Here is a 24,472-nt window from a genome sequence, read left to right as displayed (position 1 = left end):
ATGTCCCCATCCGCCGCGCTGGTCCCGGTGTCGCCGCACGACACCGGGATCGCCGAGGCCGCCACGCTGTCGGGCCGCCTCACCTACGTCTGCATGTGCCTGACCCTGTGCTGGGGCGTCCTCGCCGCCACCGGCTGGGTCCGCCGGTTCAGCGGCCAGGACGCGATCCGCAGCGGGCACGTCGTGCTCGCCGCGTTCACCCTCGCCACCGGCACCCTGCACGGGCTGACCTTCCTCTTCCTCGAGGACGACCCGTTCGGCGTCGCCGACCTGCTCGTCCCCTTCTACGACGGCACCCCGCGGCACGCGCTCGGCATCGCCGGCCTCGAACTCGTCGTCGCCGTGTCCGTGACGGCGGGGCTGCGCCGCGGCGTCCGCGACGGCCGCTGGCTGCGCTTCCACCAGGTGGGGTACCTCGCCGTCGGCCTGCTCGCCGGGCACGCCTGGCTCGGCGCCATCTCGAGCGGGCACCTCGCCGTCGTCTGGCTCGCCGGCATCACCCTGCTCGTCCCGCCGGTGCTGATGTCGGTCCTGCGCGTGCTGCCGGCCTCGGTGCTCGCCCGCGCCGGGCTGGTCACGCCGCCGCCCGCCGAGGACGGCCTGGAACCGGTCACCGTGCGCGTCGACGTCGACAGCCAGCGCTGCCACGCCTACGGGGTCTGCCAGTCGGAGGCGCCCGAGGTCTTCCGGCTCGGCCAGGACGGGCAGCTCGCCTACGAGAAGCGCCCGGGTGCCCAGCTGGTCCCGAACGTCCAGGCCGCCGCGCGGGCCTGCCCCATGAGAGCCATCCACCTGTTGGGAGCCACCCGATGAGCGAACGCATCGTCATCGCCGGAGCCGGCCTGGCCGGCCTGCGCGCGGCCGAACGGCTGCGCGAACTCGGGTTCGACGGCGAAGTCGTCGTCCTCGGCGCCGAACCCGACATCGCCTACCACCGCCCGGCGCTGTCCAAGCAGCTGCTCACCGGCGCGGTCAGCCGCGCCGACACCCTGCTCGCCGACCCCCTCGAAGTCGACGCCGAATGGCGCTTCGACACGCCGGTCACCGCGCTCTCCCCGCACCGGCAGGTCGTCCACCTCCGCGACGAGGAACTGCCCTACGACGGCCTGATCATCGCCACCGGCGTCGAGCCGCGCCGGATGCCCGGCGCGCCGCACGGCCACCCGCGCGTGGTCGTCGTCCGGACGCTGGCCGACACGATCGCCCTCCAGCGCGCCCTCGGCACCAACCCCGGCCCGGTCGCCGTCATCGGCGACGGCTTCATTGGCTGCGAAGTCGCCTCCAGCCTGCGCGAGATGAACCGCGAGGTCGTCCTCTTCGGACGCGGGAGATCGCTGCTGGCCGACGTCCTCGGGCCCGACATCGGCGACTGGCTCACGGCCCTGCACGCCGCCCGCGGTGTCCGCCTCGAACCCGGCACCACGATCCGCCGCTGGCGGCCCGCGCCCACGCACGTCGGCCTCGAGTTCGCCGACGGCCGCGCGCTCGAAGTCGCCGTCGTCGTCGTCGCCGTGGGCAGCGTCCCGGCGGTGTCCTGGCTGCGCGGCGCCAAGCTGCCGCTCGACGACGGCGTCGTCTGCGGACCCACCTGCCACGTCGTCGGCTCGTCGACGATCGTCGCGGCCGGCGACGTCGCCCGCTGGCCCAACCTCCGCTTCGACGCCACGCCCCAACGGGAGGAGCACTGGCTCAACGCCGTCGAGATGAGCCGCGCCGCGGCCGAGAACCTGCTCACCGGCCCCCAGGGCGCCCTGGCCTACACGCCGGTGCCGCGCTACTGGTCCGAACAGCACGGCGTCCGGATCCAGGTCGCCGGCCGCCCGGCGCTGGCGACCGACACCGTGCTGCTCGAATCGCCGGTCCCGGGCACCCGGCCGATCACCGGCTTCGTCCGCCAGGGCCGGCTCGTCGGCCTGATCGGCCTGGACAGCCCCGCCGCCGTCCTGCACTGGACGGCCGAACTGGCCCGTCAGCACCCCGCGCCCGCCATGCCGCCGCCGCGGGTCGGCCCGCGCCACCACACCGAGGCCGTGGCGGGCCACTGAGCTACGATCCAGCTGCGGACGAGCTGGCAGGGCGGTCGCGGGCCGGGGTGACCCGGCCCGAGGAAAGTCCGGACTCCGCAGGGCAGGGTGGTTGCTAACGGCAACCCGGGGCGACCCGCGGGAAAGTGCCACAGAAAACAGACCGCCCCCGCCTCGTGCGGGGGTAAGGGTGAAACGGTGGTGTAAGAGACCACCAGCGTCCCGGGCGACCGGGACGGCTAGGTAAACCCCACCCGGAGCAAGGCCAAGAGGGAGCCTGCGGGCTCCTGCGCAGGCGTTCGAGGACGGCCCGTCCGAGCCTGCGGGTAGGCCGCTGGAGCCTGCCGGCGACGGCAGGCCGAGATGGATGGCCGCCGCCCCGCGAGCCGCAAGGCGACCGGGGAACAGGATCCGGCTTACATGCCCGCTCGTCCGCCTCCACCCCCTGCTCCACGGGCCATCACCCGTGATCAGCGGGTCAACTCGCGTGAACAAAGGGTCGACACGGCGGAACCGGCAGCTCGAAGCCGTGTCGACCTCTCAGTCACGCGTGTCGACTGCTCGATCACGCGTGATGCCCCTTCCAGGCCGCCGAAGTGTGGTTCCGCCGGGTGGTTACTCGGTAGTAGGGTGCGGGCATGGCGGGTGACGAGCAGCGGTTCAAGTCGGCTTTCGATTCCCTGCACGCCTTCGTGTACTTCGCCCCCGAGGTCGACGCCGCGCTCACCGGCACCGGGCTCCGGCCCGGGCGGATGCCGTACCTCGCGAGCCGGTCCGCGGCCATGGGGGCCGTCGGGCCCGAGGTCGTCGCGGCCACCTTCTACAACTTCAACCCCGAGGTCGTCGCCCGCGCCATCCCGCGCGCCTGGACCCTGGCGACGCCGGAGCAGGTCCTCGACGCCCGGTTCGACGGCGCCGACCGGGCGCTGACCCGCCTGCTCGGCGACCACGTGAAGAGCGACGAAGTCGCCGAGGCCGCCGAACTCGCCCACGAAGCCACGGCCGGCTGCCACGCGGAAGGCCGTCCGCTCTACGCGGGCCACGCCGGGCTGGCCTGGCCGGGTGAGCCGCACCTCGTCCTCTGGCACGCCGTCACGCTGCTGCGCGAGCACCGCGGCGACGGGCACATCGCCGCCCTCGTCCTCGAGGGGCTCGACGGGCTCGAGGCCCTGGTCACCCACAGCGCCACCGGACGCGGGTTCAACGTCGCCGTCGCAAAGCGCTCCCGCGGCTGGAGCGACGAGCAGTGGGCCGCCGCCGAGAGCCGGCTGAGCGCCCGCGGGATCCTCGGCGCCGACGGCGCGCTGACCGACGCCGGCGCCGCGTTGCGCGAGCGCCTCGAGGTGGCGACCGAGACCGCGGCGCGCGGGCCGTGGGACCACCTGGGACCCGAGCGGACCGCCCGGCTCGAACAGCTGTGCCGCGGCCTCAGCCGCCGGGTCGTCGAGGCCGGCGCCTTCCCGGACGGCGTCTTCGCGCTCGGGCGGCCCTGAAACCGGCCAAGATCACGCTATGTAGTGAAAAAGTTGTGAAGTATCGGACACCTCGTGACGGACAGCGCTCGCGGCCAAGATCGACATGGGTGCCGACCGGCCGACCGTCGTCACAGAGCGGACTCGCGGGACGCGGCCGTTCGTGTCATGCAACACTGTTCCAGGCCGCACAACGGCCACAGTGCAAGTACCCACAGTGAGCAAATCCCGGGCAATGGGGTGAGTTCGTCAGCACACTGAGAAGTATGGGTGGCCGGGGTTCAACCCGAGGGCCCTTGCCGCGATGATGGTGGGCGTGGAGTTTTCGCGTGCCATCCGCACCACGCCGGTTGACGAGCCAGCCGGTCTCTACGCAGCGCACTTTGACCACTACCCCTCGTAGCCCCCATGATGTTGTTCGAAGCACCGCCGGAGCCAGAACCGCGCGGCCCCCACCGCGCACCGGGAGTATCACGATGATGACCTTGACCACCCTCGACACGCTGGCCGCCGGCGAACTGGGCACGGGAAACGTGCGCACGTGGCTGCTCGACAACGTCATCCCCCTGGTGCTGCTGGCCGTCGCACTCCTGCTCCTGTGGCTGGGCGGCGGTAAGGGCGACAACGCCGGTGTCATGCGCCGGCTCGCCGGCGTGGTCATCGCGCTCGCCATCATCGGTCTCGCGGTCAGCGGCGCGGGCGTGAACGTGGGCCAGTGGATCGCCGGCCTGTTCACCGGCTGAGGCGGCCGGCGTGCGCATCAGGACCGACGACGAGGTTTACCGGGTCGACGCCGTGTGGCTCGGCCCGCCGAAAGCGACTTTTCCCTGGAGAGCCCGGTACGTCGCCTGGCTCATCGGCATCCCGACGTTCTTCCTCGTGCTCGGCGTCGAACGCTGGGCGGGGTGGAGCTTCGGGTTCTTCTCGACGGCGTGGGCGTTCGTCGCCACCATCGTGATCACCCGGCTGCTCACGGCCAAGATCAGCCACGAGCGCCCGCTCGGCGCCGTGGTCGCGATGGCGGGGCGCGAGCTGAACACGCCGCGGGTACGGACCACGGGCACGGGCGGCGCGGTCAGCGCCAGCCGCGTCCGGGTGCGGGCCGAGCGCCCGCTGCCGAAGCACAAGCGGAGGCGGCAGTACCGGCACCACGGCGGCCCGCCGGGTGCCGTTCCACCCGTGCCCCCGGCTTCGGCGGGGGCGTTTCGCGGCACTGCGTCGGTTCACCAGGGAGCACCACGAGCGCGCCGGAGCCGGGGCAACCCGGCTCGGGCCGGGAGGTAGTCGTTGTTCGGTCGCGGCGGTAGCCGAGGAAAACGGGGTCGGGACACCCACTCGGGCGCATGGCAACCGCCCGAGCAGGTCCGCGCGTCGCGGAACGGCTCGGGGAACAAGGCGCGCCTGCCCGGTGAGCAGGCGATTCCCGCGTATACCCCGTCGATCGCGGTGCGAAGCATCGACGGGCACCTGGTCCGCACCGGCGTCGAGGTCTACGCCTGGTACCGGCTGGCGCCGCAGCGCTGGTCGTTCCGCTCGGACTCGCAGCGGCGCGACCTGATCGCGGCCATCGCCGGCCAGTACGCCGAGCTGCAGGGCCGCTGGCTGCACCTGCGCGTGACGAACCGGCCGTACCCGATCCGGATGTGGGCCGAGGCCCACGTCTACAACGCCCACAACCGCCCCGGCGACGTCCCGGGTGCGCTGTCGTTCGACGACTACCTGATCGGCGAGCAGCAGCAGCTGATGGGCCGCTCGATGGCCGAAAAAGAGGTCTACCTGGGCGTCCAGGTGCAGACCCGGCGGATGGTCGACCGCGCGGTCGAGCGCGCCGCGCCGGTGCTGCGCAAGATCCTGCCCGAGGCCGTCGACGCCGAGCTGACCGCCCTCGACTCCGAGGTCGAGCACCTCGACCAGGTCATCGGCAGCGCCGGGCTGGAGGGCCGTCCGGTGCACGCCGAGGAGATGTCCTGGCTGATGCACCGGTCCTGCTCGCTGGGCCTGCCGGCGCCGCGGAACATGCCCGCCGTGCCGGGCGCGGCCTGGGAGCCGGAGGACCTGGCCAGCTTCACCGACGCCGCCGACTTCTACGCCGAGCCGTACGCGCCGACGGTGACCGTCCGCGGCCGCACCGGCTCCAACGCCGGCGTCTCGCGCCACCTGGCGATCCTCACCGTGGGGCAGATGCACGGCCTGCAGATCCCCGAGGTCGACGACCCGTGGATCCAGCACGCCGACCGGCTGCCCGCCGCGGTCGAGGTGTCCGCGCGCATCTACGTCCGGCGCCCCGAAGAGGTGGCGGGCGAGCTGCAGCGGCAGATGAACAAGGTCCGCTCGCAGGTCAAGCACTACACCGACGAGCACGAGCTGGAGCCGCCGCAGTCGCTGTCCCGGCAGGCCGGGCGCGTGCTGGAGATCGACGACGAGATGACGTCGGGCTTCACCGCGCTGGCCACCCGCGTCCGGTCCTGGTGGCGGCTGGCGGTGTCCGGCCCGACCGAGCGCGACGCGCTGCGCCTGGCCCAGCAGCTGCTCGACCTGTACAAGCCGAAGATCGCCATCGAGCACCCCGAAGCCCAGTACGCGATGGCCCGGGAGTTCATCCCGGGCGAGCCCCTCGCCTCGGCGGCGTACATGCGCCGCGGCTCGGTGGTCTGGGCGTCCTCGGCGGTCCCGACGGCGACGGCCGAGGTCGGCGACCGCCGCGGCATCCTCCTCGGCGAGACCTGCACGGCAACCCGCCGCCCGGTGGCCTGGGACCCGTGGATGGCCCAGGAGATCCGCGACGGCTCCGGCCTGACCGCGATGGTGGCCGGGCTGGGTGGTGGTAAGTCGTTCCTCGGCGGCGGCATCGTCTACAAGACCCTGCGCGCGGGGGCGAACTGGACGATCCTCGACCCGTCGGGGCCGCTGTCGCGGCTGTGCGACCTGCCGGAGCTGCGCCCCTACGCGCGGCCGATCAACCTGCTCAACGCGCAGCCGGGGATCCTGAACCCGTACCGGGTGGTCGCCGAGCCGCTGATCGAGCACTTCATGGACGAGGACGACCCCGAGCGCTCGTGGCGCCGCGAAAAGGCCCTCGCGGGCGCGACGCGGCGGCGTCTCGTGCTGGACGTCCTGACCGGTGTCCTGCCGTACGAGGTGTCCCGGATGGCGCAGACGCGGATCGTGCTGCTGCGCGCGGTCCGGGCCGTGGGCGGCCGCTTCGACGCCGATCCCGGCCAGGTAATCGATGCGCTCCGGCGGGATTCCTCGGAACACCACGAGCACGCGGGCGTCGTCGCGGACTTCCTGGACGAGATGCGCGAGCGGATGGCGCTGCTGATCCCGGAGTCGGACGCGGACCCGTATTCGGAGACCCGCGACGACCGGCTGACGGTCCTGACGATGGCCGGGCTGACCCTGCCGAAGGACGGCGTCCCCCGCGAGTACTGGACGGACGCGGAGTCCCTCGGCGTCGAGATGCTGAACCTGGCGGCGTGGCTGACCCAGCGGTCGGTGTACGAGAAGCCGAAGGAGATGCGCAAGGGCGTCTGGATCGACGAGGCGTTCTTCCTGTCCGAGGTCCCGACCGGCCGCGTGCTGATGAACCGCTTCGCGCGCGACTCGCGCAAGTGGAACGTCCGCGTCCTGCTGTCGTCCCAGATCCCGGCGGACTTCCTGAAGATCCAGGGTTTCGTGGCCCTGCTGGACTCGGTGTTCGTCGGTCGCCTGGACGACGACGACGCCCAGGCCGACGCGCTGCGGCTGTTGAAGGTCCCGGTCGGCGTCGGCTACGAGCAGGTCGTGGCCGCGCTGGGCCGTCGTCCGGGGGCCCAGCGGGGCTTGGAGCGGGACGTGGAGCCCCGCCAGTTCATCTTCGGCGACGGCGCGGGCGGCGTGGAGCGCATCCGCGTCGACTTCTCCGGCCCCCACCTGGACCACCTGCGGGCGGTCATGGACACGACCCCGGGTTCGAAGGACGCGGCCCCGTCGCGGCGTCCGGGCAACGAGCTGGCGCTGCCGGCGGAGGAGAAGAAGCCGTACGTCGCCGTGCCCCCGGAGGACGACATCGAGCTGGAGCAGGACTTCGAGCTGGCGGCGGAACTGGAGGTCGGCCTGGCCGACGAGAACCTCCTGGGCGCCCCGGACCCGTTGGCATCCGAGACCGGCGAGGTCGAGGGCGGCGTCCAGCCGTCGGGCGGGCAGCAACACGCCCGGTCAGGTGGAAAGGGCGGCACCGGCCGGGACGCCGCATGAACACCGTGCTGACGCTGGCGGCCCTGCTGACGTTGGCCGCGGGATGGCACTCGCTCAAGCGGCGGATCAAGGAAGGTCCGCGGCCGGGGCGGCGCACGCCGGGACGCAAGGCGACGATGTTCGCCGTCATGGTCGTGCTCGGGCTGCAGGCCATCGCGACCGCCCCGGCGGCGAGCGCGGCGGCCTGTGGCGAGGCACCCAACCCGGAACGCCCCGGCGCGGGCATGGTCGGCGCGATCGACCCCGCCGAAGGCCACGGCGAGGCGGGCAGCCCGTACGTCGACTACAGCTACGCCGGGTTCGTCTGGAACACCTTCGAGACGAACTGCTCCGGCATCAGCCTGACGCCGCCGGGCTCGACGCTCGACACCTGGGGCGGCAACCAGCTGTTCAACCTGGGCAAGAACATCGTCGGCGCGACGAACTCGCTGCACTACACCGTGCTCGAGGGTGGTCTGCTCAACCCGCTCTACAGCGCGGTGAAGTCGGGCGCGGAAAAGGTCTACAACAACATCTACGCCCAGCTGTTCGGGCTGGTCGCGCTGGTCATGTCGATCATGCTGTTCCGCAACATCTGGCGCGGTGACCTCGCGGCGGTCAGCAAACGGGCGCTGTACGCACTGGCGGGCGTCTGGCTCGCCGCGTCGTCGCTGGCGATGCTGCGGTACTTCGACCCGATCGACAAGGCGATCGTCCAGACCACGACGAACATCCAGGCCGGGTTCGTCGACGACGCGGACAACCGCGTCGTGCGGCACGTGCTGCCGACGAACCTGCACAACGAAATCGTCTACAAGAACTGGATCCGCGGGGAGTTCGGTTCACCGACCGCGCCGCAGGCCGACCAGTTCGGCCGCCCGCTGCTGGACGCGCAGGCGTTCACGTGGGCGCAGCTGCGCAACGGCGACGACGGCAACCAGTCCGTCATCGACGGCAAGAAGAACGCCTACAAGGACATCTCCACCAAGCTCGGCCCGGCCACCGGCTACTTCACCGGCGAGGCGGGCGGCCGCACCGGCGCCGGCTTCCTCTCCCTCGGCCAGGCCCTCGTCTACTCCCTCTTCCAGCTCCTGGCCAAGGCCAGCGTCCTGCTCGCCCAGGTCCTCATCCGCCTCTTCGCCCTCACCGCGCCGCTCATCGGCCTGGTCGCCCTGCTGCACCCGGAGATCCTGCGCCGCGTGCTCAAGGTCGCCGGCGGCGTTGCCTTCAACCTCGTCGTGCTCTCCGTGCTCGCCGGCGTGCACGCCCTTCTGCTGCAAGCCATCTTCGACGCCGGCAACTCGCTGAACATGCTCACGCAGATGGTGCTCGCCGGGCTCATCACCGTGCTGCTGTTCATGGTCGGGCGGCCGGTGCGCCGGCTGTGGCAGATGGTCGAGATGTCGGTCAGCATGGTCGGCGCCGCCGTGCCGTCGCCGGGCGGCGGGATCTTCTCGCGGTTCCGGCGCAACAAGAACGGCCCGACGCCGCAGGACGAGTTCTGGCAGAACGTGCGCGACACCGACGACGTCGTCGACGGCGAGCAGCGCGGCCCGCTCGGGGCCACCGCCGGCGGTGGCCGGTTCCGGCCGGAAGCCACCATCTTCGCCAGCGCGCAGCGCCTCGACAACGGTGCCTCCCGGCCGGCCGCGGCCTGGTCGGGCGCGTGGCCGGGAGCCGTGGCCCGCGGGGGCTCCGCGGGCGCGCTGCCCGCGGGCGGCCGTCCCGGCGCGCCGGTGTTCGGCCAGTACAACCCGGCCAACGGCGACGGCGGCGAGTACGTCGTCGTCGGCGCCGGTGGCCGTCCGACGACGCGGGAGGAGAGCCGGCGCGTCGACACCTCGCCGGTGGCCGACCGGCGCTGGAGCGACGAGCCCGAGCCCGTCGTCGTGCCGTCCGACCTGCGCCCGCCCGAGTCGACCTTCAGCGACTTCGCGCCGCGCACGCCCGGTGTGCGCGCCCAGCCGCGTCGCGTCGACCCCGAGGTCGTCGCGGGCAAGCCGGTGTTCGTGCTCTACCGGCCGTCGCGGGGCATCGAGGTCCGCGAGGAGCCGCGCGACACCGACCAAGTGCTGGGGCGGTGACCGATGCCGATCCGCACCAACCGCGGCCGCGCTGCGGTCTACCGCCGTCTGTGGGGCTGGCCGCTGCGCTCGCCGCGCCACCTCGTCGGCGCGCTCGTGTTCCTGGCCATCCTCATCACCGCGCTCGGCATCGTGCTGCCGAAGGTGATCGGCAAACCGCAGGCCAAGGCGTCACCGGGCGGCCCGGGGACGACCACTTCGGCGACGTCGACCGCGCCGGGCATCGCGGCGCCGGTCCCGACGTCGAACCTGCCGACGCGGCTGTCGACCCCGCTGGCCACCCCGACCCCGACCACGCCGAACGCCGACGCGATCCGCGTCGCCAAGGAGTGGGCCGCGGCCTGGGTGCGGCACCCGGCCGGGATCACCTCCGAGCAGTGGCTCGCGCAGCTGAAGCCGTTCACCACCGAGGAGTACCTGCCGGTGATGTCGACGGTGGACCCGTCCAACATCCCGGCCTCGAAGGTCACCGGTGAGCCGGTCGTCGGCACGGCGTACCCGAGCTCGGTGCAGCTGACCATCCCGACCGACGGGCCGAAGCTGGCCATCACGGTGGTGAGCACCAACGCCGGTTGGCGGGTCGCCGACTACGACCAGGCGAGCTGACCGTGCGGCGCCTGGGGTTGTGGCTGGGGCTGGTCGTGTTCCTCGCGATCGGTGCCCTGGTCGTGACCGCGGTCGCCGCGAAGGTCGTCATCGACAACCAGCAGGCGCAGGCCCGCGGCGTGAACCTGATGAGCTGCGACGCCTCGGTCGGGCCGACCCAGCCCGGCCAGGGCGACCGCGGCAAGGTCGACGCGTCGAAACTGGACGACGAGCAGCGCGGCATCGTCGCGCTGATCATCTCCATCGGCAAGCAGCGGACGTTGGCGCCGCGCGCGTGGCAGGTCGCGATCCAGGCCGGGATGACCGAGTCCGGGCTGCGCAACCTGACCTACGGCGACCGCGACTCCCAGGGCATCTTCCAGATGCGGCCGTCGATGGGCTGGGGCTCGGTCGCCGAGGTGACGAACCCGACATACGCGGTCAACAAGTTCTACGACGTCCTGCTCGCGGTGCCGGACTGGGAGAACAAGCGCCCGGGCGACGCGGCGCAGGCGGTGGAGCGCTCGGGCTTCCCGGACCGCTACCACAAGTGGGAGCCGATGGCGGCGACGCTGGTGGAGACGGTCGGCCAGGTCGTCGACGTCGTCGCCTGCGGCACCGGCATGGGGGCGCTGCTGCCGCCCAGCCAGGCCGCCGCGAAGGCGATCAGTTTCGCGCTGGGCGAGCAGGGGAAGCCGTATGTGTGGGGCGCCACGGGACCGGATTCCTACGACTGCTCGGGACTGATGCTCCGGGCGTACGAGTCGGCGGGGATCATCCTGCCGCGCGTCTCACGCGATCAGTACCACGCCGGCGCGTACCTGCCGGTGCGGGACGCACAGCCCGGTGACCTGCTGTTCCTCGCCACGGACAGGTCGGATCCGTCGTCCATCCACCACGTGATGATGTACCTGGGCGACAACAAGGTCGTCGAGGCGCAGCAGACCGGTGTCCCGGTGCACACCCGGGCCTTCTCGTTCGACGAGCGCGAACTGGTGCCGCAGGCGGTCCGCCCCGGCGTTTAGCATGGGGCGCGAGGGCCTGGACACGATCGCACCGATTCACCGACGTCGCGGCGCTTCCACGAGCAGGCGGCCGCGTACTGGCAGAGGATGAGCACGTGGGACGCAAATTCGGCAGGCGGGGCAAGCCCGGAGCGGGCGAGCCCCGGGACCCGGCGGCGCTGTTCGGCGCGCCTCAGCCGCCCCGGCAGAGCGCCCGTCCCGCGTCCAGTACCCCGCTCGCCGACCAGCTCGGCCAGGGGTACCCGGGGGTGGACGCGGGGTACGTGGTGCTGCCGCGTTCGCTGGCGGAGGGCATGTCACTGCCGTGGCAGCACCAGATGGCGGCGCTGCTGGCCCAGTTCCACGCGCAGAACGCGGGGTTGGCGTGGCCGATCTACCGGGTCGTGCCTTCGCGCTACGAACGGCTCGCGGACCTCGACGAGGAGCAGCTCGCGGAGGCGGGCTACCTGGTGGAGATGGACGCGGACGGCGAGATGGTCTACCGCGAGCGGAGCGGCCGCAAGGTCGAGGACCCCGAGGACACGTCGGTGCTGGTGTCGTGCCTGGACCCGATCCCGAAGCCGCCCGCCCGCCCGGCACCCCCGGCGGCCGCCCCACCCGGAACCCCGGCGGCGGCCCCGGCCCCGATGAACATCGGCCCGGCCCCGGTGTGGCGAACGGTGCCCCACCCACCGCCGGCGCAGTCGGTACCGGGGACGCCGGAGCAGCAGGCCCCGGGAGCGTGGGCCCGGTCGTCGCCGGAGCAGGTGCAGCCTCAGCGGTCGGTGACGGTGGAGCAGGACCCGCCGGTGAAGGCACCGTCGCCTCGGCATGCGGCACCGCCGTCGCGGGGTTCGGAGCCGGTTGGGGTGCCGTCGGCTGGGGTGGGCCGTGGGCCTGAGGTGGGCGCGCCGGCGCCGGCTCGGGTTGAGCGGCCGGTGAGCGGCGGGCTTGACTCGGGAGAGGCTGTGCCCGAGCGGCCGGCGGCTGGTGGGCTTGAGCCGGGACAGCTCGTGCCCGAGCGACCGGCGGCTGGTGAGCCTGAGTCGGGGGAGGCCCCGCCGGGCCGGCCCGAGCAGCCAGCGGCTGGGCTTGAGACGGGGGAGGTCGCGCCTGCCCGCCCCGAGCGGCCGGTGGCTGGCGGGCTTGAGCCGGGTGAGGCCCTGCCGGCCCGCCCGGAGCAGCCGGCGGCTGGGCTTGAGCCGGTTGAGGCCAGGCCTGCCCAGCCCGAGCGGCCGGCGACCGCCCCTGAGCCGGAAGAGGTGAGCAGCGCGGAGGCGCAGGTGGCGCCGCGGCCGGCTGCCGCGGATCAACCCGAGGTGGCCGGGACAGCGGTGCCGGGAGCGACCGATCGGCCGGATGCTGCTGCATCGGAATCCGATGAGTTTGAGGTGAGGCCGGAGGAGGCTGCACCGGCGCCGCGCGAACCTGCGGATCGTCTGGAGGCCGCTGCACCGGCATCGACGGGACCGGTGTACCGGGACTCCGACCAGCCAGAAGTTGCGGCGCAGGAGGCGGACCTGCCGGAGGAGGCCGAATCGGCTACCGCCGAACCGGCACCAAGGGAAGCCTCCCGCCCGGAGGCGATCGAACCCGCAGCGATCGAACCCGAGGTGGCCGGACGCCCGGCGGGGCCCGCTGTGGCCGAGCCCGCAGCGATCGAACCTGGGGTGGCTGAACTCGCGGCTGGGCCTGCTTTGGCCGAACCTGCGGTGACCGAATCCGCGGCGGGGCCTGCTGCGGCTGAGCCCTCGGCTGGGTCTGATGCGGCTGATCCTGCGGTGATCGAACCCGCGGCGGGGCCTGCTGCGGCTGAACCCGCGGCAGGGTCTGCTGCGGCCGAACCCGCGGTGATCGAACCCGCGGTGGCGGGACCTGCAGCGGCCGAAGCCGTGGCGGCCGAACCTGCTGCGCCAGAAGCTGCACCGACCGAACCAGCGGCAGCCGCTCCTGGAGTGGCCGGACCTGAGGCGGCCGAGCCGGTGGCGTCGAACGAGCCCCAGCCCGAGGCAGCTGCCCCCGCACTTCCCGAGCCTCCGGCGAGCGAGCCGGGCCTCACCGAGGCGGCGGCACCCAGCCCGGCGGAGCCGGAGCCGGCCCACCCGATCGAGTCCGCTCTACAGCCGGGGCCGCCCACCGCGCCCCAGGAACGTTCGTCGGCCATTCCGCAGCTACCGGCTGCCGAGCCGCAGGTGGCTGCCGAGCTTCCGCAGCCGTCGGCCTCCTCGGGCGTGCAGCCGGGCGCGGAATCGCACGCCCCCGGTGCCGGTTCGCCCCCGACGGATGTGCCGGGTCGCGCGCAACCGGCACAGCCGCAGGCCGCACCCGATGCAGTTCCTCAGCCGGCTGCCGCCTCGGCGGATGCGGCTCGGGCTTCCTCGACAGAGGCGCCGGCTCCGATGGTCGGCTCTCACCTGCCCAAGCCGCCGTGGGGACCCGCAGGCTTGCCGGCTCCGAACGCCGCGCCGGGGCCTGGCCCGGGCGGCTCCTACACCGCGCCCAGCCCCGCGCAGGGAACCGACCCGATCGGCGCCCGGATCGCGCCCGGTACCGGCCCGGTCAGCTTCCCCACGGCGGCCGGCGCCACTCCGGCGGCCGGCACCACGCCGGCTCCCGGGGCAGCTCCGGCCGCCGACGGCAGTGCAACTCCCTGGGGCACTCGGCCTCCCGGGGCCAACCCTGCGCCCAGCGCCGCTCCGGCGGTTGGCGCCACTCCGGCCGCCGCCTCGGCGACCGGCGCCACGTCGGCTCCCAGCACCACCTCGGCGGCTGGCGCCGCCCCGGCGACCGGCGCCACCCCCGTGACCGGCCTGACCCCGGCCGCCGCCACCCCCACTCCGGCGATCGGCCCCAACCCGGCTGCCAGCACCACCCCGGCCACCGGCGCCACGCCCGCTCCCGCCCCAGCGCAACGCCCGACCCCCGAAGCCCCGGCCCCCACCCCAGCACCGATCACCCCGCCAACCACCCCGCCCCAGCCCGGCCAAGCCCAAAACCCGGCCCCGCCCACCCGCCCCAAACCGGTCTTCCCCGGCCCCGAATCCACCCCGCAGCCGTTCCCGGCCCGCCACGCCGCTCCGGCCCGGCCGGTCTTCCCCGGCCCGGGCACCATGCCGCCCGTTCCACCCCCGGCCCCGAACGCCCGCCCGGTCTTCCCCGGCCGGGACACCCCGCTGCCGCAGCCCACGCGCCAAGAACCCGAAACCCCACCCCGGGGCACCCCGCGTGGCTGGTTCGACGAGTTCACCGAAACCAAGGAACCCGAAGAACCGCCGGACTTCGGACCCACCGGGCAGCCGACCGAGATCCCCTACCGGTACAAGCGCTGAAAAACCGGCCCGGGGGTGCGAACCTAGGACCATGTCCAAAGACCCGAACCCGGACCAGGGGTGGTACTACAACACCCGCACGCACCAGGTCGAGCACCTCGAACGCAGCCGCAGCGTCGACCTGCTCGGCCCGTACCCCGACGAGGCCACCGCCCGGCGCGCCCTCGAGATCGCCCGGGAGCGCACCCGGCGGGCCGATGCCGAGGACGACGACTAAACCGGCAGCCGCGGGCTGAGCACGAACTCCGGGTCCACCTGCGCGGCGAGGTCGGCGCCGGCCCAGGCCGTCGCGTTGCGCAGGTGGAACTCGACCGCCTGGTGCTGGTACCTCGCCCAGTCGCGCTGCTCCGCGTCGACCGACGCGCGCATCAAGGCCAGCGTCTCGAGGTTGCGCGGCTCGAGCTCCGCGATCGGGCGGGTCGCGCCGCGCTCGGCCGCGCGGACGTGGCCCGACGCCGAAATCCAGCCCAGCAGCGCCGGGCCGACCTGGTCCTGGAGGAACTCCACGTCGTCGGCGTCGGTCACCTTGTTGCCCACCACCACGAGCCGCACGCCGAAGTCGCGGGCGTGGTCGGCGTACTGGCGGTACACGCCCACGCTGCGGATCGTCGGCTCGCACACCAGGAACGTCACGTCGAACCGGGTGAACAGCCCCGACGCGAACGCGTCCGCCCCCGCCGTCATGTCCATCACGACGTACTCGCCGTCGACGTCGATCATGTGGTTCAGCAGCAGCTCCGCCGCTCCCACCTTCGAGTGGTAGCACTTGACGCCGAGGTCGTCCTCGTCGAACTGGCCGGTGACGCCGAGCCGGATGCCGCCCAGCTGCCGGAAGCACGCCGCGAAGACCGGGTTGTCCTCGAACGGCCGGACCAGCCTCGACCCGCGGCCCGGCGGGGTCGTCTTGATCATCGACGCCGCGTCCGGGATCCGCGGGTTGTCGCCGCGCAGGTAGTCCTTGATCAGGGCCATGTTGTCGCCCAGCGTCGGCCAGGCGAGCGCTTCCTCCTCGGTCGCGCCGAGCGCCACCGCGAGGTGCTGGTTGATGTCGGCGTCGATGGCGAGCACCGGCAGCCCGGCGTCGGCGAGGTACGCGACGAACAGCGACGACAACGTGGTCTTGCCGCTGCCGCCCTTGCCGACGAACGCGATCTTCACAGGAGCCCTCCTAGTAATGATGACGGTTTTCATTACTACCGGAGCAACGTACACCCGACCGGCCCGCGCCCGATCGGGCGATCTCCGGGCCCGGAGCGGGTTAGGGTTGGGGGGTGCCTCCCCTCGTGATCAGGACACACTCGGCGGGCGGGGACTTCGGCCCCCTGCGTGCCGAGTTTTCGCTGCCGGAGTCGTTCGGGCCCGAGGTGCTGGCCGAGGCGGAGGCGGCGGTCCTCGACCCGCTCGCCGGCGCGGGTCCCCGCGAGGACGCGACCGACCTCCCGTTCGTCACCATCGACCCGCCCGGGTCCAAGGACCTCGACCAGGCGATGGTCGTCGAGAAGACCGCGCACGGCTTCCGCGTCCACTACGCCATCGCCGACCTCGCCGCGTTCGTCCCGCCCGGCGGCGCGCTCGACCGCGAATCCCGCCTGCGCGGCCAGACGCTCTACCTGCCCGACGGCAACGTCCCGCTGCACCCGCCGGTGCTGTCGGAAGGCGCGGCGAGCCTGCTGCCCGGCGAGGTCCGGCCCGCGGTGCTCTGGACCATCGAGACCGACGAAGCCGGCGAGCCGACCACCACCCGCGTCCGCCGCGCGCTGATCCGGTCCACCGAGCAGTTCGACTACGAGACGGTGCAGGCCGCGCTCGACGCCGGCCACCCGCACCCGTCGGTGGCCGCGCTGCCCGAGCTGGGCCGTCGGCGGCGCGAGCTGGCCGTCCGGCGCGGCGCGGTCGAGCTGCAGCTGCCGGAGCAGGAGATCACCGGCGACCCGGACGGCGGCTGGGTGCTCGCCCGCCGCCCGCGCACCGCCGTCGACGCATGGAACGCCGAGATTTCGCTGCTCACCGGGATGGCCGCGGCGCGGATCATGCTCGACGCGCGGATCGGTGTCTTGCGCACGCTGCCCGACCCGGAGCCCGAGGCCGTCGACTGGCTGCGCCGCTCGGCCGAGGCGCTGGGCATCCCGTGGGCGCCGGAGGCGACCGTGTCGGAGTTCCTGTCCGAACTGGACCCGGGGCAGCCGGCGTCGATGGCGCTCTACGCCGACACGACCCGGCTGCTGCGCGGCGCGGGCTACACGGCCTTCGACGGCGAGGTGCCCGCGTTGACGACGCACGCGGGCATCGGCGGCGCGTACGCGCACGTCACGGCGCCGATCCGGCGGCTGGTCGACCGGTTCGCCACGGAGATCTGCCTCGCCGTCTCGGCCGGGCGCGAGGTCCCCGAGTGGGTGCGCGCGGCGCTGGCGGACGTCCCTGAGCGGATGAGCGCGTCGGACACCCTCGCCGCGAAGGTCGAGCGGGCGTGCATCGACCAGGTCGAGGCGTGGGTGCTGGCCGAGCACGTCGGCGGCGAGTTCAGCGCGGTGGTGCTGCGCGCGGACGAGAACAAGGCGGAGATCCTCGTCGAGGACCCGACGGTGATGGCGAAGTGCGCGGGGGAGCGGCTGACCGCGGGGGAGCGGATCGCGGTCCGGCTGACCGCGGTGGACGTCGAAAAGCGGAAGGTGTCGTTCGAACGCGCATGACGTACCTGGTCGACGATCTCGGTGAACCGGTGCCGCTTTCGGGACCGGCTTCGCGAGTGGTGTCGCTCGTGCCGTCGCTGACCGAAGCGGTCGAGGTCAGCGCGCCCGGCCGCCTCGCGGGCGCGACGGACTACTGCACGCATCCGTCCACTTTGGACGTCCCGCGGGTGGGTGGCTCGAAGTACCCGAAGCTGGACCGGGTGCTCGACCTGGCGCCGGACCTGGTGCTGGCCAATGCGGAGGAGAACCGCCAGGACGACGTGGAGCGCTTGCGCGCCAACGGAATCCCGGTGTGGGTGATGGCCGCGGCGGCTTCGGTGCCCGCCGCTTTGGGCTCCCTGCGGCGGATCCTGACGCAGGCGTACGAGCTGGACGAACCGGAGTGGCTGGTCGAGGCGGAGGAGGCCTGGCGCGAGGTCCGGCCGGCGCGCTTCCACGCGGTGGTCCCGGTGTGGCGCAAGCCGTGGATCGTCCTGGGCCGCGACACGTTCGCCGGGGACGTGCTGCGGCGGGTGGGCGTGGCGAACGTGTACGCGACCTCGGAAGAACGTTATCCGCGACGGGACGTGGAGGAGATTCGGGCACACCTGAGCGCGGACGCGGATCTGCTGGTGCTGCCGGACGAGCCGTACCTGTTCACGGCCGACGACGGCCCGGACCACTTCCCGGACGCACGGTACGTCCTGGTCTCGGGTCGGTATCTCACCTGGTACGGGCCGTCACTCGTCGAGGCGCACGAGGCGCTGACGGAAGCGCTGGACTAGTCCCTGAGAGTGAGCCGGGGAATCGCTCTCACCGGCGATCCGCCGCGAGCCCCGGAAAACCATGATCGAAGGCAGCACCGGAACCCACCGAGGAGCCTTCACCATGATCAAGCACGTCGCCGCAGCCCTGCTCGCCGTCACCCTCGCGGGCACCGCCACCCCGGCGTTCGCCACGACTCCCGGCCACGCCTGTGTGGCGTCGAAACCCTTGGACACCACCGCGCTCGAGCAGGCGATCACGGGCCTGCCGAACGACGCCGTCAACGCGGCGCTGGTCCGCGCCACCGGCCCGGACGGCTGCTGGACGGGCACCGCCGGCGTCGCCGACCGCCGCACCGGGGCGCGGGTCGACCCGGACGCGCGGTTCCGGATCGGCAGTGTCACCAAGGTGTTCACCGCCGTCGTCGTGCTGCAGCTGGTCGCCGAGCAGCGGATCGCCCTGGACGGCACCGTGCAGGAGTACCTGCCCGGCCTGCTGCCGGCCGGGTACCCCGCGGTGACCGTCCGGCAGCTGCTGGACTACACCAGCGGCCTGCCGAGCCCCGTCCTGGAAGACGACAGCATCGAGTACGTGGTGGCGCACCGGTTCGACCGCTGGACGCCGGAGCAGTACGTGGCGGCGGCCTTCGCCAAGGGCACCAAGGAGTTCGAGCCCGGCACGGCGCAGCACTACCGCAACATCGGGTACATCGTCGCCGGGATGCTCGTCGAGAAGGTCACCGGACGCAGCTACGAAAGCCAGGTCCGGGACCGGATCGTGCGCCCGCTGCACCTGAGGGGGACCACCGCGCCCGGGCACGACCCCGCGCTCCACGGCCCGTACCTGCACGGCTACCAGATCATGACCGACGGCTCCCTCCAGGACGTGACGCGCTGGGACCAGTCGTTCGGCTGGGCCTCCAGCAGCATCGTCTCGACGACCCGGGACCTCGACGTCTTCACCGAGGCGCTGCTGGGCGGACGGCTCCTGCCGCCGTCGGTCCAGCCGGAGCTGTTCGCCGTGCCGCCGGTCATGGACGTCTCCGGGAAGCCCGCGAGCTTCGGTGCCGGCCTCCAGCGGTTCAAGCTGCCCGGCGTCGGCGAGGTCTGGGGCAAGAGCGGTGGCTGGTACGGCTACCTCGCGGGGATCGGCGGCACGCGCGACGGCCAGCGGCGGCTCGTCTACGGCCTGACCGCGAACGACGCCAAGAACGGCGACAACCCGACCCCGGTCACGCAGCGGATCGTCGCCGCCGGGATGACGCTGGCCGCGCGCGGATGACCGGGTGGGCGCCGGGACCCGGGGAGCGGGCAGGATCACGTCCTGTGTCCGCCTCGCCGGTTCTCGAACCCCTGACCCGCCGCCTGCGCGCGCTGCCCGCCGTGGGTGTCGACGTGGCGCTCGCCGCGGGCGTGGCGGTGGCCGGGCTGTGGCCGTTCTTCTCCCGCACGAACCCGGCCGGCGGCTCGTGGCACGCGTGGGGTGTCGTCGTCGTGCTGGCGGCGGCCGGAGCCCTGGGGTGGCGGCGGCGGTTCCCGGTCGCGGTGCTGCTGGCCGGCCTGGTGGGCGCCTGGGCCTACGACTTCGCCGGGAACGTCCCGGCCCAGCCGGTCTGGTACGGCGTGCTGATCGCGCTCTACACCGTCGCGGTGCGGTCGGCGCCGTGGCCGCGGGTCGCCGCCCTGGTGGTCACGGTCGGCGGAAGCCTGCTCACAGCGTCGTCGGAAACGGCGTTGCGCAGCGGGATCCTGTTCGTCGCCGCCTACGCGATCGGCCGGGTCGCGGTGGCGTCCCGCGAGCGGGCCGAGTGGCTGGAGCGCGAGCGGCTCGCCGAAGCCGCACGGGCGGCGGAACGGGAACGCGCCCGGATCGCGCGGGACATGCACGACATCCTGTCCCACGCGGTCAGCCTCATGGTCGTGCAGGCAGAGGCGGGCCCGGTGGCGCTGCCCGGCGATCCGGCCCGCGCCGAGGCGGCCTTCGACGCGATCGCGTCGGCGGGGCGGGACGCGATGGCCCAGCTGCGCCGGATGCTCACCGTGCTCAAGACCGACGACGGCTCGCCCGCCCCGCAGCCGACGCTCGCCGAGCTGCCGCGGCTGGTCGAAGGCGCGTCCGGCGCGGGCACGGACATCACGTTCGCCGTGTCCGGGGAACCGGGCGAGCTCGCACCGGACGCCGAGGTCGCCGCGTACCGCATCACCCAGGAAGCCCTCACCAACATCGTCAAGCACGCGGACGCCCGGCACGCCGGCGTCCGCCTCGACTGGCAGGACGGCACCTTGACCCTCGAGATCACCGACGACGGCCGCGGCGGGCCCGCCACCGGCACCGGCGGGCACGGCCTCATCGGCATCCGCGAACGTGCCGGCGCGTGCGGCGCCGAGGTGACGGCCGGGCCGCGCCCGGACGGCCCGGGGTTCCGCGTCCGGGCGCGGTTCGGGGCGCGGGCATGACCGTGCGGGTGGTCGTCGCGGACGACCAGGAGCTGGTCCGCGCCGGGTTCGCGATGATACTGGGCGCGCAGCCCGACATCGAGGTCGTCGCCGAGGCGAGCGACGGTGCCGAGGCGGTCGACGCGGTCCGCTCCCATGTGCCGGACGTGCTGCTGCTCGACATCCGGATGCCCCGGATGGACGGCATCGAGGCGGCGAAGATCGTCTGCGCGTCGACGTCCTGCCAGGTGCTGATGCTCACGACCTTCGACCAGGACGACTACGTGTACGAAGCGCTGCGGGCGGGCGCGAGCGGCTTCCTGCTCAAGGACGTCCGCCGCGACGACCTGGTGCAGGCGGTCCGGGTGGTCGCGGCCGGGGACGCCCTGCTGGCGCCCTCGGTGACCCGGCGGCTGATCGCGCAGTACACGGCCCGCCCGGCCGTGCCGCCTTCCCCGGCGCGCCTGGCGGAGCTGACCGCCCGGGAACGGCAGACGCTGACGATGATCGCCCGCGGGCTGTCGAACGCGGAGATCGCCGCCGAGCTGGTGGTCAGCGAACACACGGTGAAGACCCACGTGAGCAACCTGCTGAGCAAGCTGGGGCTGCGAGACCGGGTCCAGGCGGTGATCGTCGCCTACGAGACGGGGCTCGCGGTCCCGGGGCACGGTTAGCGCGGCAGAGGCGCGGCGAAGTCCACGCCACGGGCCACCGCGGCTCGCACGGCCGCGACGACTTCGGCCGGGCGGACGGGCTCGGCCGGGAGGTGGAGCCAGTTGTCGGGCCGCGGCCGGCCGGTGTCCACGACGAGGGTGGCACCGGGGCGCTCGGCGAGTTCGACGGCGAAGGTCATGGTGGCGCCGAGCCCCTGCGCATAGGTCGGCTTGCGGCGGACCGTCCACCGGTACTCGGTGCCGTCGACGGTGATGAGCCGCGAACCCCTGCGAGGCAGCGTCATGCGCCCTCCTTGTCCGGCCCGAAACTACGCTCGGGCCGGACCGGGAGCGAGCGGTTTTACAGCGTCAATCCCGTCAGGACCGTGACGCGCTCCTCGGTGAAGTCCGCCATCGCCGCCGCCGGGCCCTCGCGGCCCACGCCCGAGTCCTTCACCCCGCCGTACGGCATCTGGTCGGCGCGGAAGCTCGGCACGTCCCCGACGATCACGCCACCCACCTTCAATGCCGCCGAGACCTCGAACGCCGTCGGCACGTCACGCGTGAACACCCCGGCCTGCAAGCCGAACCGGGACGCGTTGATGCGCGCGACACCGTCGGCCACCGAAGACACCCGGACCAGCGAAACCACCGGCCCGAACACCTCCTCGGCCATCACCGACGCGTCCTCGGGCACGTCCGCCAAGACGGTCGGCTCCACCGTGGCCCCCGAGCGGCCGCCGCCGGTCAGCAACCGGGCGCCGGAAGAAACCGCGGCGGAAACCCACGATTCCACCCGCGAGGCGGCGTCGAGGTTGATCAGCGGGCCGACGTCGACCCCGTCGGCGCGCGGGTCGCCCACCCCCAGCGCACGCACCTGCGAAACCACCTTCGAAGCCAGCGCGTCGTAAACGGAGTCGTGGATGTACACCCGCTGCACCGAGATGCACGACTGCCCCGCCTGGTACATCCCGAACGTCGCGATCCGCTGGGCCGCGAAGTCCAGGTCCGGCCAATCCGGGCAGACCAGCACCGCGCCGTTGCCGCCCAGCTCCAGTGCCACGTGCTTGCGGGGCACGCGGTCGCGGATCGCCCAGCCCACCGGGACCGAGCCGGTGAACGACACCACCGGCAGCCGCGGGTCCTCGACCAGCCGCGACGACGTCTCGTTGTCCACCGGCAGGATCGACCACGACCCCGCCGGCAGATCGGCGCCGGCCAGGATTTCGCCCAGCAGCAACGCCGTCAGCGGGGTCGACGGCGCGGGCTTGAGCACGATCGGCGCGCCCACCGCGATCGCCGGGGCCACCTTGTGCGCCACCAGGTTCAGCGGGAAGTTGAACGGCGTGATGCCCAGCACCGGCCCGCGCGGCACCCGCCGCACCAGGGCCAGCCTGCCGGTGCCGCCCGGGTCCGTGTCGAGCCGCTGCAGCTCGCCCGAGAACCGGCGGGCCTCCTCGGCCGCCCAGCGGAACGTCGACACCGCGCGCCCCACTTCGCCGCGGGCCCACTTCAGCGGCTTGCCCGACTCCGCGGTGATCAACGACGCGATCTCCTCGGACCGCTCACCCAGCGATCGGGACACGTGGTCCAGCGCCCCGGCGCGGACGTGCGCGGGCAGCGTCGCGAACTCGCCGGCGACGCCGGCCGCGGCCTGCACCGCCGCTTCGACGTCGGCCTCCGAAGGAACGAAGTGCGTGCCGGCCTCGGAGCCGTCGAACGAGTGGCGGACGACGGCGGTCGCACCGGCGGTGACCGGCTTCCCGGCGACCCAGAACGGGAACGTCACGCGCGGACCTCCGTCCGGACGGCGTGCTCCAGCACGGAGAGGCCCTCGTCGAGCAGGTCGTCGGCCAGCGACAGCGGCGGCAGCAACCGGACGACGTTCCCGTAGGTCCCGCAGGTCAGCACCACGACCCCGGCGCGGTGGCACGCGGCCGCGACGCGCTTGGTCAGGTCGGCGTCGGGCTCCGAAGTGCCGGGCTTCACGAACTCCGCGGCCAGCATCGCGCCGCGCCCGCGGACGTCGCCGAGCACGCCGGTCTCGGCGGCCAGCGCCCGCAGCCGCGGCAGCACGACGCCTTCGATGCGCTTGGCCGACGCCGCGAGGTCCTCGTTCTTCATCGTCTCGATCGAGCCGAGCGCGGCGGCGCAGGCGATCGGGTTGCCGCCGTACGTGCCGCCCAGGCCACCCGGCGGGACCGCGTCGAGCAGCTCCGCGCGGCCGGTGACGGCGGACAGCGGCAGGCCGCCCGCGATGCCCTTGGCCGTCGCGATCAGGTCCGGCACCACGTCCTCGTCGGTCGAGGCGAACCACGAACCGGTGCGGCAGAAGCCCGTCTGGACCTCGTCGGCGACGTAGACGACGCCGTTTTCGCGGCACCAGGCCGCAATCGCGGGCAGGAAGCCGCGCGCGGGCTCGATGAAACCGCCCTCGCCCTGGATCGGCTCCAGCACCACCGCGGCCACCTGGTCGCCGCCGATCTGCTTCTCGATCCGGTCGATGGCCAGCGCCGCCGCTTCCGGGCCGGACAGGCCGTCGCGGAACGGGTACGAGCCCGGGACCCGGTAGATCTCCGGCGCGAACGGGCCGAAGCCGTGCTTGTAGGGCACGGACTTCGCGGTCATGCCCATGGTGAGGTTGGTGCGGCCGTGGTAGGCGTGGTCGAACACGACGACGGCTTGGCGCCCGGTCGCCGTGCGCGCGATCTTCACGGCGTTCTCGACGGCTTCGGCGCCCGAGTTGAACAGCACCGACTTCTTCGCGTGGTCGCCCGGCGTGAGCTCGGCCAGTGCCTCGCAGACCTCGACGTACCCCTCGTACGGCGTGACCATGAAACAGGTGTGGGTGAACCAGCAGGCCTGCTTGCGGACGCGGTCGACGACGGCGGGCGCGGAGTGCCCGACGTTGGTCACCGCGATGCCGGAGCCGAAGTCGATCAGCACGTTGCCGTCGGCGTCGGTGAGCAGGCCGCCGCTGGCGGAGGTGACGTAGACGGGCAGCACCGAGCTGACCCCGGCGGCGACCGCGCCGACCCGGCGCTGCTGCAGCTCGCGCGAGAGGGGGCCGGGGATCTCGGTCTGCAGCCTGCGCTGGCGGGGTGCCGGGGCCTGTGGCCCGGCGGTGGTGCTTGCGGTCACGGCGTGCTCCTGGGAAGTCGGTGGACGTCCTCAGGATGAGTGGTTACCGGGCGGTCGTCAGGTGGCCGATCTGGACAACTCGGGGCGTACGATTGG

20 protein-coding genes and 1 other RNA gene are annotated in these 24,472 nt (G+C 73.2%); 17 read left to right on the top strand and 4 right to left on the bottom strand.

Going from position 1 to position 24,472, the window contains the following annotated elements; genetic code table 11:
* The 12 genes from ACWEGE_RS39440 (at position 1) to ACWEGE_RS39385 (ending at position 14,930) form a co-directional block, all read left to right on the top strand.
* Entirely contained in the window at positions 1-813 is an 813-nt protein-coding gene (locus tag ACWEGE_RS39440; RefSeq protein ID WP_449665589.1) for a ferredoxin, read from the top strand.
* On the top strand, positions 810-2,045 hold the full coding sequence (locus ACWEGE_RS39435; protein ID WP_449665588.1) for an NAD(P)/FAD-dependent oxidoreductase: 1,236 nt from the start codon (positions 810-812) through the stop codon (positions 2,043-2,045). The genes ACWEGE_RS39440 and ACWEGE_RS39435 overlap by 4 nt, the downstream gene beginning before the upstream one ends.
* Before the next feature lie 19 nt (positions 2,046-2,064).
* Positions 2,065-2,459: RNase P RNA component class A (gene rnpB / locus ACWEGE_RS39430), an RNA gene on the top strand.
* A 203-nt stretch (positions 2,460-2,662) separates the two neighbouring features.
* The gene (locus ACWEGE_RS39425) at positions 2,663-3,517 is read left to right on the top strand and encodes an SCO6745 family protein (protein ID WP_449665587.1); all 855 of its coding nucleotides are present in this window, start codon (positions 2,663-2,665) and stop codon (positions 3,515-3,517) included.
* A 455-nt stretch (positions 3,518-3,972) separates the two neighbouring features.
* Complete coding sequence (locus tag ACWEGE_RS39420; protein ID WP_449665586.1) at positions 3,973-4,239, top strand: hypothetical protein; 267 nt, start codon at positions 3,973-3,975, stop codon at positions 4,237-4,239.
* 10 nt (positions 4,240-4,249) lie between these two features.
* Complete coding sequence (locus ACWEGE_RS39415) at positions 4,250-4,780, top strand: hypothetical protein (RefSeq protein ID WP_449665585.1); 531 nt, start codon at positions 4,250-4,252, stop codon at positions 4,778-4,780.
* A 3-nt stretch (positions 4,781-4,783) separates the two neighbouring features.
* Positions 4,784-7,732 carry an ATP-binding protein gene (locus ACWEGE_RS39410; protein WP_449665584.1) on the top strand — a complete coding sequence of 983 codons (2,949 nt, stop codon included), beginning with the start codon at positions 4,784-4,786 and terminating at the stop codon, positions 7,730-7,732.
* On the top strand, positions 7,729-9,795 hold the full coding sequence (locus ACWEGE_RS39405; RefSeq protein WP_449665583.1) for a magnesium transporter: 2,067 nt from the start codon (positions 7,729-7,731) through the stop codon (positions 9,793-9,795). The genes ACWEGE_RS39410 and ACWEGE_RS39405 overlap by 4 nt, the downstream gene beginning before the upstream one ends.
* Before the next feature lie 3 nt (positions 9,796-9,798).
* Positions 9,799-10,401, top strand: coding sequence for a hypothetical protein (locus ACWEGE_RS39400; RefSeq protein ID WP_449665582.1), 603 nt, complete (start codon positions 9,799-9,801; stop codon positions 10,399-10,401).
* Positions 10,402-10,418: 17 nt separating this feature from the next.
* Entirely contained in the window at positions 10,419-11,405 is a 987-nt protein-coding gene (locus tag ACWEGE_RS39395) for a C40 family peptidase (protein WP_449665622.1), read from the top strand.
* Between the two features lie 95 nt (positions 11,406-11,500).
* The gene (locus ACWEGE_RS39390) at positions 11,501-14,713 is read left to right on the top strand and encodes a hypothetical protein (protein WP_449665581.1); all 3,213 of its coding nucleotides are present in this window, start codon (positions 11,501-11,503) and stop codon (positions 14,711-14,713) included.
* A gap of 31 nt (positions 14,714-14,744) precedes the next feature.
* Positions 14,745-14,930: a hypothetical protein gene (locus ACWEGE_RS39385; RefSeq protein ID WP_310970663.1), complete on the top strand. Its 186-nt coding sequence runs from the start codon at positions 14,745-14,747 to the stop codon at positions 14,928-14,930.
* On the opposite strand, the gene ACWEGE_RS39380 is transcribed toward ACWEGE_RS39385, so the two are convergent.
* A complete protein-coding gene (locus ACWEGE_RS39380) occupies positions 14,927-15,871 on the bottom strand; it encodes an ATP-binding protein (RefSeq protein WP_449665580.1) in 945 nt (314 codons plus the stop codon). The genes ACWEGE_RS39385 and ACWEGE_RS39380 overlap by 4 nt on opposite strands.
* A gap of 125 nt (positions 15,872-15,996) precedes the next feature.
* Between ACWEGE_RS39380 and ACWEGE_RS39375 the strand changes: the two genes are divergently transcribed.
* The 5 genes from ACWEGE_RS39375 to ACWEGE_RS39355 all read left to right on the top strand — a co-directional run bounded on the left by ACWEGE_RS39375 (position 15,997) and on the right by ACWEGE_RS39355 (position 21,256).
* Positions 15,997-17,403 carry an RNB domain-containing ribonuclease gene (locus ACWEGE_RS39375; protein ID WP_449665621.1) on the top strand — a complete coding sequence of 469 codons (1,407 nt, stop codon included), beginning with the start codon at positions 15,997-15,999 and terminating at the stop codon, positions 17,401-17,403.
* Positions 17,400-18,167, top strand: coding sequence for a helical backbone metal receptor (locus tag ACWEGE_RS39370; protein ID WP_449665579.1), 768 nt, complete (start codon positions 17,400-17,402; stop codon positions 18,165-18,167). The genes ACWEGE_RS39375 and ACWEGE_RS39370 overlap by 4 nt, the downstream gene beginning before the upstream one ends.
* 103 nt (positions 18,168-18,270) lie before the next feature.
* Positions 18,271-19,428, top strand: coding sequence for a serine hydrolase domain-containing protein (locus ACWEGE_RS39365; protein WP_449665578.1), 1,158 nt, complete (start codon positions 18,271-18,273; stop codon positions 19,426-19,428).
* 44 nt (positions 19,429-19,472) lie between these two features.
* Entirely contained in the window at positions 19,473-20,603 is a 1,131-nt protein-coding gene (locus ACWEGE_RS39360) for a sensor histidine kinase (protein WP_449665577.1), read from the top strand.
* Positions 20,600-21,256, top strand: coding sequence for a response regulator (locus ACWEGE_RS39355; RefSeq protein WP_449665576.1), 657 nt, complete (start codon positions 20,600-20,602; stop codon positions 21,254-21,256). Before ACWEGE_RS39360 ends, ACWEGE_RS39355 begins: the two co-directional genes overlap by 4 nt.
* Here the strand turns inward: ACWEGE_RS39355 and ACWEGE_RS39350 are convergent.
* From ACWEGE_RS39350 to gabT, 3 genes are read right to left on the bottom strand one after another with little or no spacing between them, the layout of a single operon-like run.
* Positions 21,253-21,540, bottom strand: a complete 288-nt coding sequence (locus ACWEGE_RS39350; RefSeq protein ID WP_449665575.1) for a hypothetical protein — start codon at positions 21,538-21,540, stop codon at positions 21,253-21,255. The genes ACWEGE_RS39355 and ACWEGE_RS39350 overlap by 4 nt on opposite strands.
* Positions 21,541-21,596: 56 nt before the next feature.
* Positions 21,597-23,024: an aldehyde dehydrogenase family protein gene (locus ACWEGE_RS39345; RefSeq protein ID WP_449665574.1), complete on the bottom strand. Its 1,428-nt coding sequence runs from the start codon at positions 23,022-23,024 to the stop codon at positions 21,597-21,599.
* Positions 23,021-24,376 carry a 4-aminobutyrate--2-oxoglutarate transaminase gene (gabT, locus tag ACWEGE_RS39340; RefSeq protein ID WP_449665572.1) on the bottom strand — a complete coding sequence of 452 codons (1,356 nt, stop codon included), beginning with the start codon at positions 24,374-24,376 and terminating at the stop codon, positions 23,021-23,023. The genes ACWEGE_RS39345 and gabT overlap by 4 nt, the downstream gene beginning before the upstream one ends.
* Positions 24,377-24,472: the final 96 nt, after the last annotated feature.

It is taken from the genome of Amycolatopsis sp. NPDC004747 (assembly GCF_053601335.1).
This window is presented reverse-complemented; position numbering and strand designations above follow the sequence as displayed.